The sequence below is a fragment of the Sarcina sp. DSM 11001 genome (genome assembly GCF_900101015.1).
Taxonomy (GTDB): Bacteria; Bacillota; Clostridia; order Lachnospirales; family Lachnospiraceae; genus CAG-791.
In genome coordinates this window covers 1-22,935 of record NZ_FNFZ01000040.1, presented here as the reverse complement: position 1 = coordinate 22,935, position 22,935 = coordinate 1, and the positions used below count along the sequence as shown (strand labels likewise).

Annotated in this window: 16 protein-coding genes; 1 reads left to right on the top strand and 15 read right to left on the bottom strand. The window is 41.6% G+C overall.

Annotated elements, in window-relative coordinates:
* The 14 genes from BLT02_RS15455 to BLT02_RS15390 form a co-directional block, all read right to left on the bottom strand.
* A partial coding sequence (locus BLT02_RS15455; protein WP_175453885.1) for an AAA family ATPase occupies positions 1-1,731 on the bottom strand: 1,731 nt, incomplete at its 3' end.
* Between the two features lie 409 nt (positions 1,732-2,140).
* Complete coding sequence (locus BLT02_RS15450; protein ID WP_092997559.1) at positions 2,141-3,664, bottom strand: hypothetical protein; 1,524 nt, start codon at positions 3,662-3,664, stop codon at positions 2,141-2,143.
* A 40-nt stretch (positions 3,665-3,704) separates the two neighbouring features.
* Positions 3,705-4,508, bottom strand: a complete 804-nt coding sequence (locus BLT02_RS15445) for a nucleoid-associated protein (RefSeq protein ID WP_175453884.1) — start codon at positions 4,506-4,508, stop codon at positions 3,705-3,707.
* Between the two features lie 328 nt (positions 4,509-4,836).
* A complete protein-coding gene (locus BLT02_RS15440) occupies positions 4,837-5,802 on the bottom strand; it encodes a DUF6615 family protein (RefSeq protein WP_092997553.1) in 966 nt (321 codons plus the stop codon).
* 180 nt (positions 5,803-5,982) lie between these two features.
* Positions 5,983-8,463 (bottom strand): restriction endonuclease-like protein, encoded by a 2,481-nt coding sequence (locus tag BLT02_RS15435; protein WP_092997550.1) that lies wholly within the window; start codon positions 8,461-8,463, stop codon positions 5,983-5,985.
* Positions 8,464-8,499: 36 nt separating this feature from the next.
* Entirely contained in the window at positions 8,500-10,686 is a 2,187-nt protein-coding gene (locus BLT02_RS15430; RefSeq protein WP_092997547.1) for an McrB family protein, read from the bottom strand.
* A gap of 35 nt (positions 10,687-10,721) precedes the next feature.
* Positions 10,722-11,297 (bottom strand): hypothetical protein, encoded by a 576-nt coding sequence (locus BLT02_RS15425; RefSeq protein ID WP_092997544.1) that lies wholly within the window; start codon positions 11,295-11,297, stop codon positions 10,722-10,724.
* A 3-nt stretch (positions 11,298-11,300) separates the two neighbouring features.
* Entirely contained in the window at positions 11,301-14,555 is a 3,255-nt protein-coding gene (locus BLT02_RS15420; RefSeq protein ID WP_175453883.1) for a helicase-related protein, read from the bottom strand.
* A gap of 2 nt (positions 14,556-14,557) precedes the next feature.
* Positions 14,558-15,214, bottom strand: coding sequence for a hypothetical protein (locus tag BLT02_RS15415; protein ID WP_092997538.1), 657 nt, complete (start codon positions 15,212-15,214; stop codon positions 14,558-14,560).
* A gap of 54 nt (positions 15,215-15,268) precedes the next feature.
* Complete coding sequence (locus BLT02_RS15410; protein WP_092997535.1) at positions 15,269-16,807, bottom strand: ATP-binding protein; 1,539 nt, start codon at positions 16,805-16,807, stop codon at positions 15,269-15,271.
* A gap of 3 nt (positions 16,808-16,810) precedes the next feature.
* Complete coding sequence (gene dcm / locus BLT02_RS15405; RefSeq protein WP_092997532.1) at positions 16,811-18,199, bottom strand: DNA (cytosine-5-)-methyltransferase; 1,389 nt, start codon at positions 18,197-18,199, stop codon at positions 16,811-16,813.
* A gap of 31 nt (positions 18,200-18,230) precedes the next feature.
* Complete coding sequence (locus BLT02_RS15400) at positions 18,231-19,670, bottom strand: Sau3AI family type II restriction endonuclease (protein WP_347475038.1); 1,440 nt, start codon at positions 19,668-19,670, stop codon at positions 18,231-18,233.
* Positions 19,651-20,157, bottom strand: a complete 507-nt coding sequence (locus BLT02_RS15395) for a very short patch repair endonuclease (protein ID WP_347475037.1) — start codon at positions 20,155-20,157, stop codon at positions 19,651-19,653. Before BLT02_RS15395 ends, BLT02_RS15400 begins: the two co-directional genes overlap by 20 nt.
* Before the next feature lie 9 nt (positions 20,158-20,166).
* Positions 20,167-20,376, bottom strand: a complete 210-nt coding sequence (locus BLT02_RS15390; protein WP_092997526.1) for a helix-turn-helix domain-containing protein — start codon at positions 20,374-20,376, stop codon at positions 20,167-20,169.
* A 462-nt stretch (positions 20,377-20,838) separates the two neighbouring features.
* Between BLT02_RS15390 and BLT02_RS15385 the strand changes: the two genes are divergently transcribed.
* Positions 20,839-22,002, top strand: a complete 1,164-nt coding sequence (locus BLT02_RS15385; RefSeq protein ID WP_092997523.1) for a hypothetical protein — start codon at positions 20,839-20,841, stop codon at positions 22,000-22,002.
* A gap of 462 nt (positions 22,003-22,464) precedes the next feature.
* On the opposite strand, the gene BLT02_RS15380 is transcribed toward BLT02_RS15385, so the two are convergent.
* A complete protein-coding gene (locus BLT02_RS15380) occupies positions 22,465-22,701 on the bottom strand; it encodes a hypothetical protein (RefSeq protein WP_092997520.1) in 237 nt (78 codons plus the stop codon).
* Positions 22,702-22,935: the final 234 nt, after the last annotated feature.

Genomic DNA, 22,935 nt, shown 5'->3' with positions numbered 1-22,935 from the left:
GTACAAGGCAGACGTTTTTACGAGAAGCCCCTCTTCTTGTTCAGGGATAGTTCCCGTAGTTAACATTCCCGCTGTCCTCTCCGCGAGATGATCTGCAATATCTTCTGCAAGGATCAGCCGTTCCCGAACCTTAGTATATTCAAGATGCCTTGGCATATAACTATCTGTATTTATTACTTCCTCAAGCAGATTATTATATTCTTCTTCAATTCTCAGCACTTCCCCACTATTCTTCAGCTGTCTGGTCAAAGAGTCTTTGATGATCTGATGGATCGTATAGTTGTTCTCCAGGCCATTTCTGCCAATCCATGCGCGCTCGACCAGTTCATCGACCGCATCCAGATCAAGCCCAGCCCACTCGGCAGCTTTCCAATATATCTCCTTCTCGGGCGTAAATATGCTGAACAGCTTCATGATCCGTTTCTGTTCTTTCGACAGGCCAGATATTTCATACAGTTTCATGACGCAGTCCTCAATCGTCCGGTTCTCATTTCTTTCATGTGCGGCCGGGAGTTTCCGCTTAAATACATCGAATACCCCTTTTTCTTCCAGATCTTTTGCAAAGTCTTCCAGAGTGCCCCCGGCTTTCGCTGCGGCTTTAGCCAGCAGTTCAACGAGCAGCGTATGACTCCCCACGGAAGTGACGATGTCCCGGGCAGCCCTTTCATAACGGCGGTCAGTGTCTCCATTGTAGTATTTGAAGAACATTGTAAGAGCCTCTTCCGGTGCAAGGACTTCCAGATCGACATTAGGGAATGCTGTGTTCTTCTGCCTCGACGTGACCATGATATGAGCATTCAGCGAGTTCAAATCTTTCAGTTCGTCATCATCTGGCCGCCTTGCCAGGTTATCCATAAAGAGGTAGAGTGCTCCATCCAGCTGGGTCTTCACGGCGCTCAATATCTTTTTATATGCAGTATCCGGCTCTTCATCATGTATACCAAATGCATCACCCAGCAACAGAAGGTCCTCCTTAAGGCTGCTGCCGCAGTCGATCCAGGCGACGTAGTTACCTTTCTCCTTGATGTCGTTGCACACCCACTGCATGACGGCTGTCTTTCCGATCCCGCCAAGACCGCTTACCAGGGCGAGACGTTTTCTCCCTTCAAGCAAAGTAAGGATTTTTTCCAGTATTTCCTCCCGGCCAATGAGCCCGACATCCAGATTGACCATGGGGATGGCTGTAAGGCATTTGGGGATGTTCTTCAGACCCTCGCGCACACTTTCTGGCACAGCAAAATACCGAGAAATAAAACTCGAGTTATCCAGCCGATCGCATTTCTTCATCCGCTGGATGATCTCATTCCCATCTATACATGAAATAGGTATCTTATTGGATTCCCTGTCTTTACAGAACTCCTCCCATTCGGGAATGTCTTCCTTCTGCATCTCACGTGGCATGCACAGGTACCAGCTGAGCATCTTCACCCCCCTGGCTTCATCACTGTTAAAAAATTCAATAACCCGGTTAAAGGATTTTTTCACCTGGGTCCAGCGGGAGGAATTCATCGAACCCATAAAGAACTTGCACTGGTAGACATCGATGCCATTTTCCTGATGGACATAAACGTCAATGCCGCCATCCCCCTGGGAGGCTTTGACCAGGTGAACCTCCTTTCCAGGATTCTCGGCACGGAGGAGTTCCTCCATCACCTTCTCAAACATATCCCGTGCTCCGGCTTCTCCGCCGTTAAACCTTATGAAAGTATACCAGTTGTCTGCCAATGCCATAGGATTCTCCTCTTAATAGTAATTGTATAAGCGGTAAATCTTAAGTGCCGTTTAAATATTCCCTTCCGAGATAATTGTCTTAAGAATCTTTAGACTGTCTCAAAAAAAGGTTAGATTATATAGAAGCAGGACGTTCAATAAAAACTGCAACATCATTTCCAATCACTGATGTTTCTGGAACAGATTGGGAACGAGCCGGGCATCCGTGAATGGTGCTCACAAAACAGTATCAACCCCAAAACGTTCTATGCTCTTTTTTTATGTATTCAACTTGCTGTACTACTTATTAAGGTTGAATTGAATAACAGTTCAATTGCTTCATCTTTGAGTCCAAAAGTAAACAATGCTCATGTAACCACAATCGAATCTATTCTGCATTTTTTAGGCTAAGGCAGTACCTCATGGAAAGCTACATGTCCTCTGTCGAAGACGCCTCAGCTATTTCTGACTCACTACAATTAGTTATGTTCTTCGCTTCCTTTGTCGAGTTAGTTCTCATAAAAAGAAATCCGGTAAAAATTCCGAGGATTATTATCATTGCTACCCAAAGCCCAATCATCCAGCATCGTAGCTTTTCAAACTGCTTTCTTGCGTTCTTTATAGGCTGATTGTGATTGAAAGCTTCCTCAATATCCTGCTTATCCAATGTATCCTGATAGTTTGCCTTCAGGTCGTCGTATGCCTGCTCCAGCCATATCCATTTCTGATTAGCCATGATAACCGTAGCGATTAAATAAAGAATCGAGCCCACTGTGAAAATACCACAAACAGCAGTAACATTCGGAGAAACAGCTTTTCTAAGAAATTGAGAAAAGTCTATGGAGTCAGTCAACAAAACTGTCATCAAAAATACAATAACTGCTACAAAATTATTCCTGAACGCTTCAGCCACATCATGTGACAATTCTTGCATCTGTTTTGCGCTATCTATAATGCACTCAGAAATTTTATTCTTCATGTCGATATATTGATCAGCATGATTCTTCTGATATATCACATAATCTGATTTGATTGAGTTGAATACCTTCTCATCAAGGGCCAAAATTGATTCTTTGCTTCTGCAATATACGTTAATAATCTTCCTTGCGATGCTGGCTTTATCGACGCACCCATCATCCTTATAAACCCAGTCATAAATCTGAGAAGCCATTGAACTCATGACCAGCTCTTCAAATTCATATTCTTCTGCCACCCCAGCAGGATCGAATTGCAGTATCGCTTTTTCATTTGCGATATACGCTGAGTTAGCAAGATATAGGAACGACCAAATATGGCGAAGTCTCTCAAACAGCTCTTTAATATCTCCAAACCCAGAGCCTTCTACAGGTCCAGTTACTGCAAAATCCTGTGGAAGCAACGGATACTTTGCCCTATCAAGAAAAACACTGGCGTCATCGCATCTTTTCAATTGCTCATGTCTTGGAATATCAACTTTCCATTCGACATCGTTGTCAGAGAACGCAATTGTTCTGGTTCTTAAAGAACCGTTCGTGTCCAACAAATGAAATACTATACGGTTCCCACATTCTTTAAATAATTGAACGAAATTATCAAATAGTTGTGTATAAGATCGTCCACTAAGAAATTCTGAGAAGGAGCCTAGATTATATACGTTCAGAACCCCATCGTGGATCTTTTTCTCTATTTTGATTGAGGCTGTTACTTCATCCGAATCATAAAGGTTATCGACGAACCCCTTGTATGCCTCAGTCCACCCGTTAGCGTTGACTGTCACGCTGGTAGTTCCGTCAGAAAAAGAAACCGAAATAACATCTGTCTCTGGAACATCGCATGTGAAGGCAAGTAGTTCTTCTATATCGGGGATATTATGTTTTCCAATCTTATAATCGGTTTTGAATTCATACAATATTTCACTATGCGCAGAAGGAACAGTCTTCAGCATATTATTTGCCCTATCGATTATGTTGAACATACGGTCCTCCTATATCAAGTTCAATAACTCATACAAGAAATCAATCCTTATCTTTCGGAAACATCCGTAACGTCTTTTCATCCTCACATCGAATCATAAGATATGATTTACCGTCTGGCTTTTCATGAATACGAAAGTTTTCTACCCAATTATTCTGCGCCTCTCGGATAAGGACATCTATCGTTGGTGAAACCGAAACCTTCACTTTCTTAAGATTCTTGATTGCTTTCGGATCCGTATGAAACTGGGTATCAAATTTTCCTTCAGCTGGAAGCGCCAAAAATTTCTCTTTTAAAGCTACCGTGTCCACACTCTCTTCTGTTGGGATGTATTGATTCAAAAGACTGTAAACCATATCTGGAAAGTTTATAGTCTGTTCTGTCTGCAACTCATGAGTTGCGGAATTCTTCAGATTATAGTAGTCAATCGGAGCCGCTTCTTTCAGGGGGTGCAGTACTTTATCCACTGCTTTCATGACAGCAATCGTATTCGTAGTATCATTCTTAGCTTCGTCAACCTCAAGAAATGATTCTGTCCAATACTTCGCTTTTGTATTAACATAGCATCGTATCGGTGACAGCAATACTGCATCTTCTACCAAGGATAAACCAATAACTGCAAATTTCCAAACCTTATTCTCGTTGGGAAATCCAAGATTCTTCTGTAAAGTTTCACCCTCAAACCATTCTTTATGCTCAACTTTAGCTATAATATAGGAATAAATATCCTCATCTTTTATCAATGCCTGAACTATGCTGCCTTTTTGAATCGTGCTCATACCCTGCACACGTTCCTGCGCATTCTTTTCTGCATCGAGCAGTTTGAGAGCAATCGAATCAGACATAGAATCGGGGACCTCCTGATTCGTTATCACGCCTTCCTGTCCAAGAGCATCAGTAAACAAATCAGATATACAACTTACGACAGTCCTGTTCTTATCTCGTACAGTATATTCCCGCGACGTATCATTTGAGGCTGTTGCAAATTCAATATATGCGTGAATAAAAGATCCAAAGTCAGAAGGGATATCCTTTCTAATCGGTCCATTCTGATTAAGATCAAGATTATGAAGAGAACTATAAAGGACTTGCATTATCGTTACTCCTTTTCTATGACTTGCTTGCTAATTTCTTCGGTCTGGCATCTGTTAAATCTTTATTGTCGAGAAAGAACTAATCCAATCTATCTTTATTTCTCAAATCTATGACTCCTATTCCAGATAATGCATCTGGGATATACCTTCTATATTCCTCAAAAAAATAATAATTTAAACTATCCATATGTTCACAATTACTATCATTTCCTCTTAGATTCTCTTTATGTTTATCAACAGAAATTATATGTTGTAAATAAGGTGGGAATTCGGCAGAAGTATGGAGGTAGTCATTTATTCTATAAGTGTTCTCTTCAAGGAATGTTATAAACTTAGTTATTTCTGTCATATGATGTTTGTAAATACTTTGATAATCGTAAGTAGTATGAAAATTGAAATAGTATGGGTGGAATGTGCTTAAAACACAATCAATTATAGATGCTGGAATTGATTTTTTTACTAACATCTCATTTCTTACGGTTATTTTCTCTCTTAAGACATATCCATAATATATAAAACTGGCAGAAAGCAAAAATATCCCATTTTTGCACCTAATGCAAGGATTAAAAAGCTTATTCTGATTGTAATCCAAAAGTAACTTTTCAGGTATTTTCGTGCAATCAGTGTATAAAGCATATAAAGGATAGGCTCTGTCTTCTTTTGCCCGTTCCATTAACAATTCTATCTGTAATCCATTTCTATTAGAATAATGAAACAGATGATAGTTGTTGCTGTCATTTACCATAAGTTTTTTTGCCTGTACTCTGAAACGATATGCAACAATATTGTCTTTTGGAGATTTATTCTCTTTCACATAATATTCATTAAGCAGTATCCACCATTCCCAGTCAGCGCCATTAAGTGCTTCCTCGTTTCGTTTAAACTCAATACACTTCACAAAAGGATTATCTGTATTCAATACATACACGATTCTATCTGTGATCGACTCCTCCTTTACATAAGGTTGGTTTCTAATCCATAGAAAGGTATCCTTAGATATGTCATGAAAGCTTCCTCTGTGATGATTATAGTAAAACTTCCTCATAGTGCTTATATTCCTCCAAAACGATAGATTTCATAGTTCTGCATCATTATCTATAGAATCTCATTTTTAGAGAGGTACTTTTGTGAATGTATATTAACAATATTTTCACTATGGTACCTCCTTCAATAGCTTCTCAATCTGAGTTGCAGTCATAGAAATAACCACGTTCTTTGTTCTAATCTATCTGTCACATGGCCTTTGTATTGCCTCTCCAAGTTTTCTGAATGTACGATTAGGTTGTCTGGAAAACTCGTTTATGCCACATTCAGCACCTGCTTTTCCGTCTCGAATAATGACAATTTTTCCGTCTTCAAATAGAACCTTGACATCTCCAATTTCAAAGCCCTGTTCGTTATCAGTCGAGTCTCTGTCCAGCACCTTCCCAGTCCTTCTCTTCAGTTCCATATAGAATCGATATTCCTCTTCCGATCTGAGCAGAAGCTCGGGAACGAATTCCACATTTTCCAGAAGGAAAGTATTTGTATAAGCATGAACGAATCCGGACTCTTTCGGGAGAATCGGTCGTGCCAGCGGGATCCATTCACGTATCACAAAACGGTAATAGATGTCATCCGGATTTCCATGTGTCATAGGGACTTCCCGGATAGATGCTCTGCGGACGCGGGCTGTCCGAAGGACTTCTCCGTAATAATAGATTCCGGCAGCATTTGAGAAGATGCGCGGGGTCTGAAACATCGCGACGTAGTGGATCGGGAGATTGTCGTCCTTTACCCGCTCCGCCGGAATATAATAGAACTTATTTTTCAGGCAGATGTCAAACTGGTTCCGGCTGCGGAATGTTCCAATCAGGACGTCGCGCCTGGACCAGTCGACCTTTGCCAGGCGTTCTTCAATACCTACCGGCAGAGTAGCCCGTTCAAAGGCGGAATCCGGGGAATCGGCGATCAGCTGGTCCAGCATGTCAGTCACCAGAGTGGTGGCCGAAGGCAGGAAAGGAAGGCCGCCGATATTGACCTTGTCTATGCTTTGGTAAAATTTGTGATTTCTGTATTCCTCTTCGTTATGATATGGAAACAGGACATATGCGCCAAACATGGTGCGCTCATAGGAAGATGCGCCACTTTCGGCAACGATGGCGTCCCGGTACCGGTGCATAGTATTGATATCGCCTTCCTGAGGGCCGGGTGTTTTATACATGGCCTTATAGAGGCTCTCCTCGGGTGCTGCGTTGATCCGGTACTTTGCGTCAAAGACATACTCGTAAACTGAATCACTTCCCATCTTCTTTTTCTCAAGCCGCAGCACATTGTCGGGTTTCTGCGGTACTGTCGCACCCGAAATCTCCTTCGGATTATATGAAAGAGTAATCCTTTCCCCGTTCGCAGGATTGCGATAACGCACCCGGCTCCTCTGTCCTTTAATCAGGGAGACAAAGAGACCGTTGCCGGCTACTTTGATGATATCCTGGGAGATCATTTCGTAGCGCTCTTTCATCAGACTGTTGAGTTTGATGAAACACCAGTATTCGTAGAGGACTGCGAGATCCTTGACGGACACATTGAAAATACTGCCGGTGACGGACAATCCATGCTGCAGGAGCAGGTAGCAGTGGTAAAGTTCCCGATAACCGGGAGCCATATTGAATACAAGCGACATGCCTGATTTTGCGGGAACTGCTTCAACTTCCCTGAAGAAGCCTGTATTGCTTCGGCGCCGGATGCCTTGCATCATCCTGTCAATCTGGTCAATCACAGCAAGATCTGTATCGCGCATAAGCTTCAGATACTGATTACGGAAATGCTCCAGCCGTCTCGCAGTGGTCTCCAGCATATATTTTGTCAGGCGGTTCTCTTTTGTGTCGTAAGTGACATGCTTTTCAGCCGCCAGAGCCTTCGCGGCAAGAATCCGGGTACCGGAGCGCATGGTCTGATCCGGATGTTTTTCAATCCAGCGCAGTGACCGGTTATCTGTGCGCCTGACCTTATGTCCGGGCAATACTTTATACTCTTTTTCAAGGATGTGATGAGGTCTGGTGATCACCATGTCCGCCGCCACAAGAAGTTCATCATAAATCTTCCTGATAATGGAGAAGAATTCCACCGGGGAGGACTGCTTTTCAGAAGAGATATCAAAAGAATCGTATGTCTTCCGCAGGAAATCAAATACCAGGTTATAGACTTCGGCCGTCACATCAGCCACAATCGCTTTATAGTCATCCTTGTAGCTGATCTTGGAAGGGAATACTTCTATCGTCAGCTTCAGATATCGCTTGCCGTCAACCAGCACAAAAAGGTCGGACATTCCGATATCATTTCCAAAATTAATAATGCCCGTCAAAATATCACCCCGTTTTCCAACCGGGGTAACATTCTTACGGACATTGTAATTGTCATGCCAGAATTCGACCTTGTGGCCGGATTCCGGCTCTATGATTATTTCATATCTCTGCTGTTCAAAAAACAGAGGGCACAGGCGGTACTGTCCCAGACACGCTCTGCCCAGTTTTTGCACAGAAAGGGTCTCTGGATTTCCGGAGAGATAGATATCAAAAGAATCGTCACATGCCACACGAAGCGTAGATTCACTGTCCCGGAATTCTATTCCGGGAAACAGAGGGTGAGAGGCTACACCTTTAACCGTAACCTCCACCAGATCCGTCTGAATATTAATCAGCTCATCATTCCGTACTACTGTTTCCATGCAGGCCGCCCTTCGTTTTCATTTTCAGTCATCGCATCACAGCCAGTAGGATGTAAATCCGTCATCTTCAAATCTTCTGACCATCATCTGCAGCTTTTCCGCGCTCTTTCTGTACCGACAAACAATGCTGTCATCCTCAAGTACTTTCCGCATTTTCTCAGAATCAGAGTCACCTGTCTTTTGAGTGTGATCCACCGCGCAGTGCCCGAACAGCTCACAGAGCATATCTCTCACCGAGGCTGAACTGCCCTGCAGACGGGGAAGGATTTTCTGCATAATCTCATTGTCAAATGCTTCCTCTCTTTTCAGGATTCCGCCGTCCTTAAGGCTCTCAAGCATATAAAAAACAATCTCGTCCCGCACACGATAGCCTACATGAGCGTTGGCTTTCCGCAGGATTTCGTTTACCGCCTGCAACTCTCCGCAGATTTCGTTGACATATACCGATTCATTGGCGCAGTCCCTGGCAAGGACCAGATATTCGCTCCGCAGGAACCTGCTAGACACTTTCAAAGGTTCCTGTGGCTCAAATGCATCGTCGAAAACAGGCATCAGATCAACGTAATTAAACTCAATTGTATTGGCACGATCCAATACCTTTCTGCTGAAGGGGAATGTCGTTTCGTCCATGTTGACAGTGCCAACAATATACAGATTATCCGGAATACCTGCTTCGTACTGTGCAATTCCTGCGGTCAGGATGCAGCCGTCCTCCTGCTTTTCTCGGGATTCTATTACAGAAAGGAAATCACTCAGATAATATTCAACACGGGCCAGATTCATTTCATCAAGGCACAGGAATACCGGCTTCTGAGGATTCGCCTCTGCCATCTCAAAGCATTCGCATACTGGCCCTTCAATAAACTTGCCATTCAGGTCATAGTGCCCGAAAAGATCACTGCCGTCGCTCCAGTCCGGCCGAACAGAGACCAGTTTATATTCTGCACCTATCGCTTCTGCAAAGAGTTTTACAAGACGAGTTTTACCTGTACCGGAAGTACCTGCAAGGATTACAAATGGCTTGCTCTTGAGGCTGAGGTAGAAGTTTTCGATCAGGCCTTCAGGGTATGAAAAGCCTCTGGAGGCAATATATGACTTTACCAGTGGTAATGCATCTTTTGCAGAAACAGACTGATCTTCCTCAACTGCCCATTGATACCTTATAATATCAAACTGTGTAAGAGCCTCGTATAACTCCGGACGAAGTTTCCAGACTGTACTACCATCTTCTTTCTGTTCCGCATCACGCATGACAAACGGTATATACCAGAACTTTTCTTTTCCATTCATTACGTAAACAGGGCAGCCAGTCTTTTTTTGAATCGCCTTTGCGAGCTGGGTGCAGTTCCCGCTGATCGATGTGGCGCTACGATGATATTTTTCGCCAAGTTGTCTGCAGGAAGCTTCTCCACCGGCGGCATAGAAAGCAGCAAGCAAGCCGCCCCAAACAGGACCTATTATTTCCGGGTCTTTTAATATCTCAAGCCATTCCAACATAGAAATGCCTGGGGAATATCCTTCCTCATTTTGAGTCTCTACTTCAAGACTAGGTTTTTCGTCTGACTTCTTAGGTGGCTCTTTTGATGTGTTTTCACCTTTCATCGCATACTTATAATAGGACATCAAATCTTTTGTTCCTTGTAATATCAGGTTAATAAGTTCAATGTCACTATTCCATTCCGACTCATCAATAATCTGTGAGACCTGAACCTTTTTATAGTTCGCATCTCTAACCTGATTGTTATCTCGCTCATCAAGTACTTTGAATTCATTTGCATTGTTCCCACCAGAAATATAAACCAGATTATCCTTAAGGGGAATCTCAAGAATCCTTCTATAGTTATCCCTTTCCTCAGTTGAGGAATTTTCTACCGCTAGTTCTACACTCACACGGAATCGGTATGTTCCATCTGCTTTTTCAGCAAACAGCGAAAGGCTTATATTACTATCAACATACTCTGATTCCTTCAGTTGACACCAAAAATAGCTTACAAACGTCCCGCTATTTTGCCACTGGGTTATTTTGCCAGGTTTTAAATCAAATTGTGCAACTATAGCATCAACCAGCTCACTAAACTCGCTTCTTGCAATCCTACCAGCTTCTGAACCTTTCTCCATATATGCTCGTTCTTCATCAGAATTGCACTTCTTGAGCATTTTATACTTTTCACCACTGAATTCTTTTAAGTAAGAAAGGATTTCATTATACGAATGGTTTTTCATAATAGGATCCTGCAATAATAATAAATGTAGTTTACTTAACTGTAGCTTGGTACCGATATATCCCTTGGTCTTTCCTTCCGAAGTTCATTATTGATGTCCATGGATGCAGAAGTCATCGGTGTCAATTCTCCTATAATCAAGGGTATGTCCATCGCACCGTCAAGACTCAGTATCTCATTCTGTAGCTTTTCAAAAGACACAAGGGCTGCAGCATCGTTAGGAGATATTAGTTTCAATGTTTGACGATTTGCCGCCATAATAAGCGCTAACTTCATACGCTCTTTTTTACAAACCTTCAGCGCATCTAGGAAATCAGACCCGAGGCTCATTTGGTGGCGGAAAGTAATACGCACCCAGGTACTCCCCTTAAAAAAGTATCCTGAATCGCCTTCCCAATCATTATCTTGAAAGCGTTTATTCAATACCTCATTAAGGTATCGCTGCATTCCCTTCGGTGCACTTCTACCAGCTCGAACCTTAGCATCTCTAGTAGCATAAAATTGTATAGAAGCATCTCTCCAGATATCGTCTCCTATAATATCTATCGCTTCAGCAGCTTCATCAGTCAAGACCGGAGTCATCCAAGGTGCTGCAAATAATCTTACCTTCATGATTCAATTCTCCCTTAGTGGCCAGAACTTGGGAATATCATGTATCTCGCATTCCACGGCATAACTCAAGTCCAGGTCTCTAGGATTACAAAGCATTTTGGGTCTGCCTGAGGAGAAATATTCTTCGCATAATCCGTTTGCGACTATATCCAATATATGTTCATGTTTGATAATAGTATCCGGATCATTCTGCAAAGCAAAGGCAGCTGTATTATCCTCGGAATCTTCCCGAAGTATTATGCTGGGTATAGAAATCTTCCAATTGTCCCAAATATCTGATTTATATGAGACACTCTCTTCCATGCCCTCTTCTGCGGTGAGATTAATCATCTTGCCGCTTTCCATTCTATATCTATGGAATAGAGTATTTTCTCCATCTGACTCCCAAGGAAAATGTCCATCACACAATGCCATCATCTGCAGACGTACTGCCTTACTGGTCGTAATCTTCATCTCAGCTGAAGACCATAGTTCCTCAAGTGCTTTTGTTTGAAATGAATTACGTATATCGCGCAGTTCCTGAATCCCTGCATCATCATTATCGGAATCCTCTAATACCGCTTTCTTTATACTGTTCGCAACTACTTCAGGGAACTCTCCTATTGCAAGGTTTGTCTCTTCCAGCCTTCTCTGAATTCGGTGATACATTCTGGCTTCGATACTGTTTGGATACCAGACGTTATAGACATCAACTTCCTTAGCTGTCTGTCCCAGTCTGGCTATTCTTCCTATTCTCTGCTCAAGTCTGGACGGTGTCCAAGGAACATCCACGTTAATCAACACCCTTGCAGCCTGCAGATTCAAACCTTCTGATGCGGCATCTGAACAGAATACGATTTTCAGTCTTCCTGCAAAAAGTTCCGATTTGATTGTGTTTTTATCGCATGCTTCCTTTCGTCCGTTTTTGACAATCACAGATTGCTTACCGGTATAAATTCCATATACATATTTGGAATCTTCCTTGCGGCGAGTAAATTCTTGCAACAGAGCGTCGATTGTATCTGTATATCTGGAAAATACTAATACCGCATCTTTTTTCTCAAGGCACTCCACAGCGAGCTCAATAGATTTTAATATCTTCAGGTCTCCCCCTGCATTCAGGATCTGCTCCGCCTCTATAACAAGTGAGCTTAGGCTAGTACATTCTAAGGATACAGCCCGTCTCAGTTCACTAATATCTGCTTCTTTATGATCCGGGAAAATTTCCTGGTCATCGACACCGCTCAGCATTTCCTCATCTGAATCCATGTCATCCATCACTCTATCCAGATTAAAATCAAACAGATTCGAGCCGTCAACAACTCCGTGCTGCGCTAAATAATCTCTCAATTCCAGTGCGCGAGCTAATCTGCGTTTTAAGCTCTCTATGCATGAATACAGCGATGACGCCACCCTCTGTTGATAGCTGACACGGACAAAACCGGTATTGAGTTTCCTGTCCGGCTCTAATGCTCGTTCTATCGAGAAGAATTCTTCTGAGATATAACGAAAGACCTTTGAATAAAACAGCTGTATCCTGTCTGAATTCACAAGGTTCTTTTCGTACAGGTTTCTTTTCGGGAAGATATATCCGACTGCCGTGAGTGATCGACGTGTGTTTCTCACAGTCAATAAACGGGCAGGATGCAGTTTAATAAATAAGCGCCTGAAAGCATCCCAGTTTTCTATAACGCAATCCGCTTTCTCATAGCTGTCATAGCCCTCATAATTCGTCATAAGGGTTTCTAAAACTTCTATTTCATCTTTCTGCAACCGTTCAGCACTAGAGGACATCGCCGTCATTGTAGAATAGACCATGTCTGCTGCACTTGCTGCATCGGAAATATCAGGTTTTTCACTAGAGGATATGAGTTTCAATGACCTCCTGTATAATCTATCCTTTTTCCAAGTCTTAGGGAGACCAAGCAGTTTCAGAATCGCATGATATTCTTCAGCGGTTTTCTGCATAGGTGTTGCTGTTGCTAGGATTAAGTGGGGAATCTTTTGAGAGATTTTTTCAAGCATGCGGTACATGCGTGTTTTTTTCTTATTACCGGAAATATCTTCAGTAACACGAGCAGAATGTGCCTCGTCTAAGATTAAAAGATCCGGCAGAACCGCATCCTCTCTGTCAAAGATTGATCCACCCCTTCCGCTTCCTCTTGCGTACTGAGCAGACATAAGGATCATATCGGGAGACGATACTCCTACAGGATTCCGACCAAACATTGCCTTAGTCGCGCCATCCGGTGCTATATATTCTTTTCTCCCAGAATTATAGAGCCAAACCCTCAGTCCAAAGTGCTCGTATAATTCATCCTGCCATTGCTGAAGAACAGACTTTGGAGTCAGGATAATCACTCGTTTTACACCACAATATTTAACAAGATAAACCAGCGTCGCAGCTGCCTCAAATGTTTTGCCAAGGCCAACCTCGTCAGAAAACAGCACTCTCACTGGCCATCGAGAAAGTGCATCAAGTACAGCTCTTTCCTGGTGCATATATAAAGCAGGGATATCTCCAGAAACGAAGAAATTGGCCGGCATCATTGCCGATTCAGATATTACATCAGTAGATTTTCTTCCCTTCATCTTCTTGGGATTTGTATATTCCGGTCCCAAAGCGTGAAGAATCATGTCCGCAGTGTCTTCAGTAATATCAAATACAAAAGTATCCTCCTGCCTATTTTCCCATAAATCACAGAAGAACTTTTGTGAATCATTCACAGCTTCAGGACAATCCCATGATTTGACGACCATTACTTGTTCAACATTTCCGCCCAAGCCATAGTCAGTTTCATTGGGGCTGCCGATTGCAACTACTTTATCTTTGTTTTCGTCCGTAAATATTAGTGTTTTTGCGTGAAAAATGCCCACCTCTTTAGTCGCAACAGCCTTGACTTCCATGAGCCCGTCTTCCATCATCCAGGCAATTGTAGCCAATCTCTTTTTTTGAAGAACATCCGTTAAAGTCGCGATGCTTTTTTTAATATCTTCTCGGACTTTTCTAACCTGTTCCTGAAGATACGTATTCATCAGAGCTGCTTCTACAAACTCTGCCGGAAAGCTGTGTACACCAATGATCAGTCTCATACGGCCACCGCAGCGATATAAATCCTCTACGCCCTGAGAAATCGCCAGCAAAGACTGGACAGTATAGAAGGAAGTAATGCGGTCGTATTTTTTTGATTTAGAAAGAGTAGGAAGCAAAAACTCCTTTAAAATCTTCTCTCCCTTCCCTGTATAGCAATACTTAATCGGCAATTCACGTAAGCCCATAATCATTTCCCTAATGCATCTAATACTCTGTCACAGATTTCCTGATCGCCATCAATACTGTTTCGGGTGATGGCACCTTTGTCCACCATTGCCTGAATGATTTTAATCAACTGGGCTGATTGTTTATCAGAAAGCGCTTTTCCTCTCTTCTTCTGTGCAGCAATACTCTTTAAGAACTTACTTTGCCATTCAGTGAGCGCACTATAATCAGACCCCTTCTTATGGAGGTATTTCAAATCGTCTCCAGAAAGATTTGCTAGTTTCTGCTCAACTGTAGGACCGGAAACCTCCACCATTTTCTGATATACGAATTCACTCTTGGTATAATGCAGGCTCTTTGATTGTGAGCTGTCTTTATCATCTTCAAGAGCCTTTAAAGCTTGTATAATCTCGTCTTCACTTGCACTAGCCAATACGCTCCATGTTGTCTTGGGCGGATTTGCCTTCGATATTTTTTCGATGATATCTTCGTCAAACTCACTCAGTTCAAGCAATGCATCCAGTTCAGCAGGTGTTGCCTTGATAAAAGCCGCAGTAGTTCCCAAATCCAGACCTGCAGAGTAATAGGCTTCAGAAATAGAATCTATTTTCTCTCCAAGCGAAATCTCTCTGTCATCCCATTTTTCTTTTATAATTTCAAGAGCTTCAATCTTGTCCATGCTTAACTCCATTTATAACGGCAGGAAAATGTATTATATACTGCCAACAAGCTATTACTCTGACTCCCCAAAAGTACGTCTTCCAACCCACTCATTACGTATTTTCAGAGCTTCTGATGTTTCAAAATCGAGCTTTTCTACTAGCATTCTGTAAATCGCGTCGGATGTCGCAAGAATCTTCTTGACTTCATCATCAACTTTTTTACTCCATAGAGGATGATTCTTGAACATGATAACCTGCAATTCAGAATGAATGTCTTCTTCCTCTTCATCTGCATCCGCTTCATCAAAGATATAGTCAAACGGTGCCTTATTATCACTTCTGCCATCCTTTTCAAGATAGGTGATATCTATAATACCTTCATTTTCCAAAACCAGCGCCTGCTCTTTTACAACTGCTTTTATTTTTTCATTAACGCTGCCTTCTTCGCCGCCTTTCTTCTTTTTCCCTTGAGTGTCATTATTTCCACCATTCTCTTGGCCTGAATCATTTCCACCTTCTGGCTCATCACCCGATGTTGATTCGCTTTCAGGAACCTCTGTGTTATAAAAATGATTTAGGTCTTCAACAATCTTTTTTAGTACAGCAGGCTTATTGATGTTACCCTGTTTGCTGACATTCCTTGATGCAGTCACAATACCTCTCAGGTACTCTTTCATATGCTCTGCAACCAGCTGCCAATCTTCCGATTGCTGGACTCCTTGTTTGTAAAAAGTAGCATCAAGGAAATCCATGTTCACCTCACCGATGATACGGCTGGTCATCAGATGCGCCTTAAACCAGGATTTCTCCCATTTTTCCACTAATTGCCCAAAACGATAAATATTAAATCCATACAGTCCATCATTATGAAGCTGTTCATCTAGTGCCACCCATCCTGTAACATGATACTTATCATTCGGTCCAAATACCTCGTCAATTTCAATCTTTGTTCCCTTTATGAACGTATAAGTTTTAGGAGTTGCTTCAAAGGTGCCTGCGGAATCGACAACAAATATTGAATCTCCTGTCTGGAGATGTCCTTTAAAAGCCTCACCTAGATAATTTAAGACTGCACTGACAATAATATTTTTATCTTTAAGCTTTGAAATAACAAATGCTGTGCCATGTTTTATGTTTTTCAACGGAGAATTATCTGATGGGGCATCATCTTCGATCTCGATATCCCATGCATCTGAACCCGAAGGCCGATTACTATAGTCACCAATATCAAATCCTACATGATACTCCCTGTCTTCTGAATCTGGCCGTGTATAGATTTCATAATACCGCCCTAAAGTAGAGCAAGACGTCTTAAAGCCCATTCCAAAGTGGCCTTTGGCTCCTTCACCTCTCTCCATATATCGAGACATATCTTCGCCAATGCATACTGCTTTCTCAAGGATATCTGAAGTCATGCCTTTTCCATTATCAATAACAACAATTTTCTGATCACGCATGTCAACAACAATCTTTATCTTCTCGTTATCAATACGTGCGTCAAAGCTGTTAGCTACCAATTCCCCGATTGCCTCTGCTGGCTTCTGGTTGGTCGCACCAATTGTCTCCATCAGTCTTGGTGAAGGGTAATTCTTTACAACTCGTTTTCCCATTTCTTATTCTTCCTCGTCAAAGATATCCGAAATCTGTTTTTCCATCTGCTCAATAAGATTAACAACCAACGCATTGCCCATCATGAAGCGTCTTTTTTTAACAGGCATTTCAATGACTTCTCCATTGGAGAGACAATACTTGGTATGGTCTGTAGGGAAGCCTTGAATGCGCTCTGTCTCAGCAGGGGTCAGAAGCCTGATTCTACCCGTCTTTTTATCTTTTACGATATGTGTAGTTCTGCTGAAGTTACCCTCAGAGGTGAGCATTGTCCTGGCTGGCTTATCGTAGTCGTCAACCATCGAAATTGCTCCTTCAGAAAAGATATATTCATGTCCATTTGCAGCAGTCCTGGGAAGCTTTTTGGCTCCCTTCAGATATTGCCATGTTTGTCTGCTCTCTTTTGGAAGGCGTACTTCGCTTTCATTACTATGTGTTATCTCGGGATCCGTATAATACAGCTTGCTCTCAGGGATAAAGAACTGTTCATCTACATCACCTGTTTCCATAATATCTCCGAGTGTAATCTGTTTTCCCTTGTAGACGGGAGTAGTTCTGACAGTATAGACAATACCATCGATCATCGCCCCGCTGTTTTCAAAAGTAAATTTGAAGTTATCCGACAAGTCTCCCAGACCAGTCGGCAGCTTCTGTGTACTTATCCTCTTCAAATCTACGCATCCCACTGGGAAACTCTTTGCAAAGAAGCCTTCTTCAGTCAACAGTTCTCTCGTACTTTTTTTCAGAGATTCCTCACTGAAGATGGGTGCAAATCTCACCTTATCCTTTATCCTCCTGGCATATGCTGTATCATTTTTATATGCAAAGATAAAGGTCCTGCGTCTTCTCTGCTGATATCCGTAATCCGCGGCATTGATCACGCGCCACTCAACGGTATAGTCTTCATCCCGGAAGCAGGCAAGGATAATACCAAAATCTCTTCCACGCTGTTTTGCAGGGGATTTAATAAGGCGATCCACATTTTCTAACAGGACAAAGGGTGGATTTTTGTCTTCCAGTACCTCGCGAATAGACCACCACAGAATGCCTTTCTTACCTTCCAGACCTTTTGATGTTGCCAGGGATGATGCAACTGAATAATCCTGGCATGGAAATCCGCCTACAAGAAGGTTAAAATCAGGAATGGTCTTCTTATCAACATCCTCAATATTCCAATTAGTTGTATCCTCTCCATTAGAATCTAAGCAGGTCCCAAAATGATAAACATAGCAATCATGTGCATATTGGGTATTTTTTTCCGCTGGTTCCCATTGACTAAACCAAACCGTTTTCCATTTTTCAGGTCTTTTTATATCTTTAAGAGTTTTTATAGAATTCAAGCCGCATCTGAATCCACCCACTCCAGCAAACAGCTCGCAAACTGTTTTTTTCATATTACTAATCGCTTTCTAAGTAAAGAATATATCATTGTTTTAAATTCTCATTTAATTGGTCGTAAATATATGTATTATTAAGCCAAAAGCACTGCTTAGGAAATGGCCTGCCATCAGGAAGCTCATACGTGTCTTGCGCATTTCTTCCATGCGGGCGCACGTGACTTACTCGATTATCAGAAGCCTTAGGAAAATTATTACGCCGGACTCCATTCACGACCGTAAACTTAACGCCATTCATAATAGCTTCTTTTGTTTTTTCCCAAACAGATCTGACTTCTTGCTCCAGATCATTGTATGGTATATTCCAGAATTGTCCCCCTTTTAACCGAAGGACATCGTTATCGTCATATTTATAGACAACAAATAAGAAACGAGTTTCCCGTAAATAATTACCAAAGGTGCTGTCTTCCCAGTCTTCTTTTATAAGCTCTTTGAATTTAAACGTTGGGAACGACATGCTCTCTTTTATTCTGTTATTCTTTCCTATTCGGATCGTTTTAACTACAATATTAGCTTTTTCAAATTCAGCAGCATGATTCCCTTTTATTCCGAGCATGCGATATGTTAATAATGCTTCTAAGTTCTTTGGCTTCTTCTCTGGATTCAAATCATACTCTAAGCAAAGTTCTTCTATAGATTCTCCACGGTGCTTTGTGATCATCGACATCACATAGTCCTCAAACGAATCCACCGCCTGCCCGGAAATAATGGGTTCATATGTTGCCTTGCCTTTGACGACAAAAGTATTCAAGACATATGTCATATAGGATGTCTTAAATGCAAATGCACGAGGTTTTGCTAAAACATCACTGCATGGCTGTTTCCTACGATTTTTTGATGTAGCTGATTTTGTAGCCGCTCCCAGATATAATGTGTCCGCTTCTGATAATTCATGTGCCCTTCCAGCCTTAACTTTTGCAACTATCAATTCGTAATCGTGCTTTATTATCACAATATCCTGCTGAGGGGGCGTAAACAGTCTCGAATAGTGAATCCGGTAATCTAGATTTACTCGAATATCTTTGCAATACAAGTAGTAGACCAAAAGGATGAGTTTCGATTTTCTCCAAAAATGGCTTTCCTCAAAAGGCTCTTTAACTACTTGAAAGTAATCAATCATAGTGAGGATCAGCCTTTCTTTTGCTGCCAGACTTCCATCCTTGTTCTTTTTATATGGAGTGACCTTAAGTTCCACACCTGCTTCGTGAAAATCCGGTCGGGAATCGCCATTGCACTGATAATGGAAAAACCTCTCTTCAATAATCTGTCCCAGATTTCCCTTATTGCGTTTCGTATCACTTACAATTGATGATCCGTAATACCCTCTTTCTTCTACAAGCCCCTCTCTGACTAACGGACTCGAGTCCTCCTCCCATATCTCTCGAAAACTTTTTCCAATCATCTTTTGTGAATATTTCTCTATAGATAATGGGCTTGACCTATCATACTCAACTAAATAATCCATCATTTTCTTCCCATCTCATTCCTGCAAGACTATTATCAAGAATTGCATCCTCTATAACGCGGATACATTCCTCTGGATTTTTCAAAATGTCTTTTCCCCAGAAATGGATAACTGTCCAACCTTCATATAGGAGTGCCTGATCCTTCTCGACATCTCTTTGCATATTGCGTTGTATTTTAGGTATCCAATAGTCAGGGTTTTTTCCCCGCTCCAATCTTGGCTTTAAAATTTCCCAGTTTTTCCCATGAAAAAATTCACTATCACAGAAGATGGCAACCCTATGCTTTGTGATAGCGATATCCGGACGTCCGGGTATCTTCTTATAATTTTTCCTGTACCTGTATCCTTTCGCCCAAAGCGCCTTACGAAGAGCCACTTCTATCGACGTATCTTTTCCCTTTATTCGGCTCATTGCTTTTGTGCTTTTTTCGGATACTTCCCCATGAAACCTTGGCTCTCGCGGCTTCATGCTGGCTTTATCATCTATCATGATTCTTTTTTATTCACCGTCAGGATTAATTTCAACAATGTCGTCCAATTTACAATTTAAAGCAGAACAGATTTTTGCCATTACTTCCATTGTAACGTTTTCATCATTTGCTAATTTCGCCATCGTACTATTTCCAATGGACGCCATTGCTCTTAGTTCTTTTTTCTTAATGCCTCTGTCAATCATCAGCTTAAAAAGCTTTTTATAAGAAACAACCATCGCAATTCCTCTATCACTATGTTCTCTGGTGTGCCTAAAACAAAACCCTTCCAAAGTAACGCTTTGCCGTCAATGATTTATCGCTATATCATCATCTTCGTCAAGATAGACTAATCTCAATGTATTATACCATAGCTAACCCAGATGGGGTAATTATTTTGCGGATTGGGACGAATTGAGGTGGGTTAGTATGCATGCAACGAAGATATGCATGTATATCCACACTATTGAAGACCTGTTAGAACATATTCTGCCTTGGGGTATTTCTCTAATCTAATATAACAACCTCTTCATTCAGGTTTTCTATAATTCGAAATTATTCAATTGCACAAATCCGCACATTTGTTTCCCACCATTGTGGTGGCATCCCCTTAATAAGAGGGATGATATAATTTATTAGGGCATGCGAATTGTTACAATGCTTGAATCTATAGGACGAAGTAGACATTGGAGGTATTCATTATGAAAAAGTTACGTTTTGGAATTATTGCTCTACTTACAGCCACTCTTTTTTCTTTACTGCTTTGCTCTTGTGGGAGTGGCCCCAGCGGCACTGTAGTTGATTACGGAGATGCCGAAGCTTTTGAAGAAGCACTTAACCGAGGGGAAAATCTTGATGACAAGACGCTTATGTTTACCGTTACAGAACTTCATCCTGACTCTCTCCTTGGCTTTAATGTTTGTGGAGGAGAGCATCTCAATTTCATTTCTAATCAAAATCCTGATTTAAAAGTTGGTGATACTGTCGGCGTTAAAGCAACCGACATTACTAATATTCTCGGCTATTGGGCTATTAAATATGAAAAAATAGATAATCCTATTATTGGTGAAAACACGATCGTATCATCTGCGCAGAAAGCCAATGTTTCTGAAAACCAGGAACAGGTTGATAAGAAGGAAGCACCAGAGGATTCTTCTGTAGTTACAGAAGAAGAAACTACCGCTCCAGAACCAACTAACACTGAAACAGAAACCATTGAGAAGGAAGCAGAAAAAGAAGTCGAAACTACCACGGAAGATAATCAGGAACAGCCTCCTTTAGAAATAGTTGATTCCAATATTGTGGTCTTTACTAACTATTCTGGAAGTCCTGCAGTAAGTTCATACATTGCCTTCAAAAACAACACGGATCATTGCATTGGTGTTAATAGCCCGAGAATGGACTATCAAGATAATGATGGAAAGCTGATAGCAACAGATCAGTTTGCAAACTGCATTCCTCAAGTTGCTAAACCTGGACAGGTATTCTACTTATATTCTTATCATTTTGATATAGCGAATGTAGATACGTCTAATGGCTTAAATTATGTGGCTGACGGAGAAACTTTTGAAGCGAACAATTATTATGAAATTGATATTAGTGATGTCAGTTTCAAAACCGGAGGTGCAATGGGTGTCTCAATCATAGGAAGAGGGACAAATAACACAAATATAAATGCTTATGGAGAGCCAGGGGCTGTATTCTATGATAGTACAAATAAAGTGGTTGGATTTTGTTATGGCTTAGAGGGTTTCGACGCTGGGCAGACAAAGTCCTTTGAAATATATGGAGACATGATGTCTAAGGACTATGATCCAAGTATCGTGGATCACGTAGAAGTCTTTATGCAGGGAAATAACTATTGAAAAGAAACACCGAGAAAACCAAGATTTCAGGAATTGTCAGCACTTCTATCTCAGTGCTCAGAAAGCAGCCGTTAGTTCAATCCAGTGCCTCGTGAAACTATTAAATCCAACATTACCGGATATGACGGTTGATGTAGAGTTCTATTAAAAGTTAAAAAACATAACAAAATTAGGCAGGCATTCCGAAGAGGTGTTCCTCTTCTGCTGTTTTTTAGCTGGGGTGTTGGGGACTGTTTCTGAAACACTACAGATTCATTCGCTCAATGAATCTGTCACAATTGTCCCCAGTGCCCCAGCTGGTTTTTCAACATCTCTGCACAACATTTACAAACTTTTCAGGAAAAAGAAAACCGCCATACTGACGCTTTCGTCCAGTACAGCGGCCTCTTGGCAATTATGTATTTTTAGAAGGAGGATATTCCTCTTGGGGATGCTTTTTTTTGCAGGTTTATATGCAGTTATTTATGCAGCCATCTTCTTGAAGTAGTTATACATAATGGCTTCGTCTTCACGGGAAGAGGTGAAGATGCCGAGCTGATCGTCATGGTCTTCTGCCAGTCTGATGATGCCTTCGATATACTCTTCCTCGTTCTTCAAGTTATAGGCTTCATCGTTGGGACCCATCAGCCATACGGGATTTGTGCATTTGTCAAGTGCTGCGTTGAGTTCTTTAAGGTCGTTTGCTGTTCTGATCATCATATTATTTAAACCTCCTGCCGTCTTACGGCTCATCATCATCCGTTCTGTTCCTCAGGATTCTTTTCTGGATTGTTTTCCCAGGTTATCCTGTGGATGTTTTTGGATTATCCTCCGGATGATTCTTAATGGTATTATTTTTTGTTGATTGCTTTTGCAGGTTGTTTTTGTTGGCTGCTTTTATCGATTATTTATCGATTGTTTTTTTGATCAGGTTTTCCCTCGATCTGTGTGATA

What these genes read in the sequence shown, in the direction of transcription:
- BLT02_RS15420 (WP_175453883.1), bottom strand. Translation starts at nt 14,555, where the DNA reads ATGGGCTTACGTGAATTGCCGATTAAGTATTGCTATACAGGGAAGGGA.
- BLT02_RS15450 (WP_092997559.1), bottom strand. Translation starts at nt 3,664, where the DNA reads ATGTTCAACATAATCGATAGGGCAAATAATATGCTGAAGACTGTTCCT.
- BLT02_RS15385 (WP_092997523.1), top strand. Translation starts at nt 20,839, where the DNA reads ATGAAAAAGTTACGTTTTGGAATTATTGCTCTACTTACAGCCACTCTT.
- BLT02_RS15395 (WP_347475037.1), bottom strand. Translation starts at nt 20,157, where the DNA reads ATGATAGATGATAAAGCCAGCATGAAGCCGCGAGAGCCAAGGTTTCAT.
- BLT02_RS15380 (WP_092997520.1), bottom strand. Translation starts at nt 22,701, where the DNA reads ATGATGATCAGAACAGCAAACGACCTTAAAGAACTCAACGCAGCACTT.
- BLT02_RS15415 (WP_092997538.1), bottom strand. Translation starts at nt 15,214, where the DNA reads ATGGACAAGATTGAAGCTCTTGAAATTATAAAAGAAAAATGGGATGAC.
- BLT02_RS15400 (WP_347475038.1), bottom strand. Translation starts at nt 19,670, where the DNA reads ATGATGGATTATTTAGTTGAGTATGATAGGTCAAGCCCATTATCTATA.
- BLT02_RS15390 (WP_092997526.1), bottom strand. Translation starts at nt 20,376, where the DNA reads ATGGTTGTTTCTTATAAAAAGCTTTTTAAGCTGATGATTGACAGAGGC.
- BLT02_RS15435 (WP_092997550.1), bottom strand. Translation starts at nt 8,463, where the DNA reads ATGGAAACAGTAGTACGGAATGATGAGCTGATTAATATTCAGACGGAT.
- BLT02_RS15440 (WP_092997553.1), bottom strand. Translation starts at nt 5,802, where the DNA reads ATGAGGAAGTTTTACTATAATCATCACAGAGGAAGCTTTCATGACATA.
- BLT02_RS15410 (WP_092997535.1), bottom strand. Translation starts at nt 16,807, where the DNA reads ATGGGAAAACGAGTTGTAAAGAATTACCCTTCACCAAGACTGATGGAG.
- BLT02_RS15430 (WP_092997547.1), bottom strand. Translation starts at nt 10,686, where the DNA reads ATGAAAAACCATTCGTATAATGAAATCCTTTCTTACTTAAAAGAATTC.
- dcm (WP_092997532.1), bottom strand. Translation starts at nt 18,199, where the DNA reads ATGAAAAAAACAGTTTGCGAGCTGTTTGCTGGAGTGGGTGGATTCAGA.
- BLT02_RS15425 (WP_092997544.1), bottom strand. Translation starts at nt 11,297, where the DNA reads ATGAAGGTAAGATTATTTGCAGCACCTTGGATGACTCCGGTCTTGACT.
- BLT02_RS15445 (WP_175453884.1), bottom strand. Translation starts at nt 4,508, where the DNA reads ATGTCTGATTCGATTGCTCTCAAACTGCTCGATGCAGAAAAGAATGCG.